Consider the following 4,454-nt stretch of genomic DNA (forward strand, 5'->3'; position numbering starts at 1 on the left):
CTCCTCCCTCAAGCTGCAGCAGAACGCACCGGCATCCGAGATCGCCGCGACCGGTCAGCTCGTGATGCTCACGCAGCGGATCGGCAAGTCCGCCAACGAATTCCTGACCATGGAAGGCGTGAGCCCCGAGGCGGTGTTCTTGCTCGGTAAGGACCTCAACACTTTCAAGGAGATTGCCAAGGGCTTGCTCGAAGGCAGCGCCGACCTGCGCCTGGCCCCGGCGAAGGATGCACAAACCCGCGAGCGACTCGAAGCGCTGTTGAAACTGTACGAAGAGACCCGCCAGCAAGCCGGTGCCATTCTGGGCAACCTGCAAGGCTTGGTGGCCGCGCGCGAAGCGCAGGGCGTCATCATTGCCGACAGCGAACCCTTGCGTAAAGGTCTCGAGACGGTTCAGGAAATGCTCTCCGCGCGCACCGGCCTCGGGGGGCTGTCCTTGCTCGCCTTGCTCGTCGCCGCCTTGGGTGCGCTCGGTGCTGCGGCTGGCCTTGCTTATGTCCAGCTTCAGGAAAGCCGCCAGCGACAGCTGATCGCTGAGCGTCAGCGCCAAGAGGCTTTGGCGCAGGAGCAGGAGGCCAAGCGCATCAACGACGCGAACCAGGCGGCCATTTTGCGACTGATGAACGAACTGCAGGCGGTCGCCGAGGGCGACCTGACGCAGGAAGCCACCGTGACCGAAGACATCACCGGGGCCATCGCCGACTCGGTGAACTACACCGTCGAAGAACTTCGCATGCTGGTGGGGAACGTGCAGCAGACGGCCACCCGCGTGGCGCAAACCACGGCGCTGGTGGAAAACACGTCGACCGAACTGCTCGCGGCATCGGGCGAGCAGTTGCGAGAAATCCGCGAAACCGGCCAATCGGTGCTCGACATGGCGGCCCGAATCACCGACGTGTCGGCGCAGGCACAGGAAACGGCGCAGGTGGCGCGCCAGTCGCTGCGCGCCGCCGAGTCTGGCCTCGAAGCCGTGCAAGCCGCCATCGGCGGTATGAACGCCATCCGGGACCAGATTCAGGAAACGTCCAAGCGGATCAAGCGCCTGGGTGAATCGTCCCAGGAGATCGGTGAAATCACCGAGCTGATTTCGGACATTACCGAGCAGACCAACGTGCTGGCCCTGAATGCGGCGATCCAGGCGGCCTCCGCAGGCGAAGCGGGCCGGGGCTTCTCGGTGGTGGCCGAAGAAGTGCAGCGACTTGCTGAGCGTTCGGCGGACGCGACACGGCAAATCTCGGCGCTCGTGCGGACCATTCAGACCGACACCCAAGACGCCGTGGGCGCCATGGAGCGCTCCACGCAAGGTGTGGTCGAGGGGGCGAAGCTCTCCGACAACGCGGGTGCGGCACTGGCCGAAATCGACCGCGTGTCGCGGCAACTCGCCGAGCTCATCGAGCGGATTTCTCAAGCAGCCGCCCACGAGGCCGAGCAGGCGGGGGAAGTCGCGGGCAACATTCAGCACATTTTCGCCGTGACCGAACAGACCGAAGAAGGCACTCGGACCACCGCCGAACAGGTGCGCGAGCTGGCGCGCATGGCCGAGGAATTGCGCGCTTCGGTGGCCCGGTTCAAGATTGCTTGATCGTCCCGGGTCCAAGGTCTGAACGCGCTCGATCCCTACGTTTACGCGGAGCCGATTTGCCCATGTCCTCAACCGAAACTGCCCGTGCCAACGTCGAAGCGGAGCCGATCGTCGACCTCGGGCCGCTCGCGTGGGTCGAGAGCGAACTGCGGAAAAACCTCGAGGCCGTCAACAAAGCTTTGAAGCGCTATCAGCGCGAGCTCCAGACTGCACAGGCTGACGGGCTTGCTGCGGCCGATGTCACGCCGCTGCGACTGGCGCGTCAACAGTTGCACCAGGCCGTAGGGGCCTTGGAACTGGTGGGGTTTTCGGCTCCAGCGCATCTGGCTCGCGCGATGGAGGCCGCCGTTGCGCGCTTCGTCGCGCAGCCCAAACTGGTGGATGCCGATGCAGTCACCGCGGTGGAAAACGCCGGCTTTGCCTTGATGGAGTTCCTGGCCCGAACGCTTGCCGGGGAGCGCTTGTCGGCCGTGGGGTTGTTTCCGCAGTACCGCGACGTTCAGCGACTGGCACAGGCGACCCGGGTACACCCCGCCGATCTTTGGGAGTATGAATTCTCGTGGCGTGAGTTGCCGGCTGGGCCATCCGAAGTCGACGCCGAGTTGCCGCCGCGCCCTCAGGTGGACCGGGCCGTGCTCAGCCTGCTGCAGACGGGCGACCGGGCTGCAGGGCAGGTATTGAGCCAGGTCTGCGAAGCGATCGGCGCGCGCGCCGCGCACAGCAACGAGCGCACATTCTGGTCCCTTGCCGCCGCGTTTTTCGGCGCCGCAGCAGAAGGCTCGCTGGCGCTGGATCTGTACGCCAAGCGTGTCGTTTCCCAGCTGTTGCTGCAGATCGCCAATGCCTATCGGGGGCTGGCCGGAGCCACGCCAGCATTGGGTCGCGATCTGCTGTTTCACCTGTCGCAGCTCCCTGCGGGGGCGGTGCACGATGGGCGGGTGGCCGACATCCGCCGTCGATATGGCTTGGCCGACACTGCGCCCGTGGACTATGAGCAGCGCAGTTTCGGCCATTTCGACCCGGCGCAATTGCATCAGCTGCGCAAACGGATCGACGCGGTCAAAGAGGCTTGGGCGAGCCTTGCCGGCGGTCACGATTCGGCGCTCAAGGGGCTCCCCGACAAATTCGCTTTGATGAGTGAGGCTCTGGTTCGGCTTCATCCCGATACGGAGGTTCTCGCCCGCTCACTCGAAGGGGTTGCTGCGCGCTGTGTGGCCGAGGGCCGACCGCCCGAGTCGGCGCTGGCCCTCGAAGTCGCCACGGCCTTGCTGTATCTGGACGCGGCGCTTGCCCGCGTTCGGCCAGACGCCGAGGAACTCGCCGCGCGCTCCGCCCAACTGGCCGAGCGCATCGCGCGGGCGACCGAGCAGCAGGATGCCGGGCCGATCGAGCCTTGGATGGAGGAGCTGTTCCGCAACGTCAGCGACCAGCAGACGATGGGCACGGTCATCGGTGAGCTGCGACATACCCTGGCTGAGACCGAAAAAGCCCTCGATCAATACAACCGCGATGCCCAAGCACTCGATGAGCTGGCGAAGGCCCCGCCCCTGCTCGCCCAGATGCGGGGTGTGTTGTCGGTCCTGGGGCTGGAACCGGCGGCTGCGGCGGTTGCCCACATGCGCTCGCAAACCGAATCGCTGCTGCAACAAGCCGGCGACTTGGGCGGTGAAGAGCGGCAAGCGCTCTTCGATTCGCTTGGGAACAACCTGGGCGCGCTGGGGCTGCTGCTCGACATGCTGAACTATCAGCCGCAGCTGGCGCGCCGCCTCTTCGTTTTCGACGAAGCAACCGGCGAACTCAAGCCCCTGATGGGCCGGGAGTCTGCTGCACCCGTCCAGGTCGCGGCGAACTCGACCGATGCGTCCGTTCCGCTCGTCGCGGATACCTCGCCGCCGCAGGACACGCCGACTGCATCACTGGCCCCTTCCGAGCCCGCAGGCGATTCCGCTTGGATGCGCGAGTTTTCCGACACGCTCCCGTTTACCGAAAGTGCGCCTGCGGAGCCCCCTGCCGAAGCGGTTGCGTTCCCGAGCCTGGACTTGTCCGTTCCGCCGTCGTCGCCGGAGGCAGAGCCTATCGAGGCTTCCCTGGAAGCCACATTGGCCGAGCTTGCAGGCCCGCCACCCGAGCCCGCGGAGGTCGAGGCGGCGCCACCGGCCGAGCCGGTGGAGATCACGGCCTCCGAGCCTCCCGTGGATGAAGGCGATCTGCTGGGGATCTTTCTTGAAGAGGCGCACGAGGTCGTTGCCAACGGCCGCGCAGCCCTCGATGTCCTGGCGGCCGCGCCTAGGGACGTCGATGCGCTGACGACGCTGCGTCGAGCCTTTCACACCCTCAAAGGCAGCTCGCGCATGGTCGGGCTGGAGGCTTTCGGCGAAGCTGCATGGAGCTTCGAGCAGGTGCTCAATCAATGGCTCGGTGAGGGTAAGCCTGCAACTCCCGAGCTTCTCTCGGTGGCGGGGGATGCGCTCGATGCCTTCGGGCAGTGGGCGGCGGACCTCGAGTCCGGGGACGCCAGCGCCTGGACGGCGCAAGCCTTCACGCGCGTTGCCGAGGACTTCCGTTCGAGCGGCACCGTGCAGCCGATCGCTCGCCCGTCTCCGCCCGTGGAAGCCGGCGGTGATGTCGGGCAGACCCAGGATGCGTCGGTGTCTGTAGAAGCGGAGCCTTTGCCTCTGCCCGAGCCCCCGTCCGTCGAGATCACAGAGCTCGCGGCCGGCGAATTCGAAGCCCTCTTCGCGTCGGATGCCGCCGCGCCGGAGCCTGCTCCGGCGTTCGCCGAACCCGTCCAAGCCGTCGCCGCAGCAGAAGCCGCAGAGCCAGCAGAGGCAGCAGAGGCAGCAGAGGCAGCAGAGGCAGCAGAGGCAGCAGA

The 4,454-nt window shown here is 66.2% G+C and carries 2 protein-coding genes; both read left to right on the plus strand.

The window, feature by feature from the left end; translation table 11 throughout:
- Nucleotides 1-1,582: methyl-accepting chemotaxis protein (locus tag JHC36_RS06510; protein WP_287917309.1), on the plus strand; the 1,582-nt coding region annotated here is incomplete at its 5' end.
- 62 nt (nucleotides 1,583-1,644) lie between these two features.
- Nucleotides 1,645-4,454: FimL-related protein (locus JHC36_RS06515; RefSeq protein WP_287917312.1), on the plus strand; the 2,810-nt coding region annotated here is incomplete at its 3' end.

It is taken from the genome of Tibeticola sp., assembly GCF_022759015.1.
Taxonomy (GTDB): Bacteria; Pseudomonadota; Gammaproteobacteria; order Burkholderiales; family Burkholderiaceae_C; genus Tibeticola; species Tibeticola sediminis.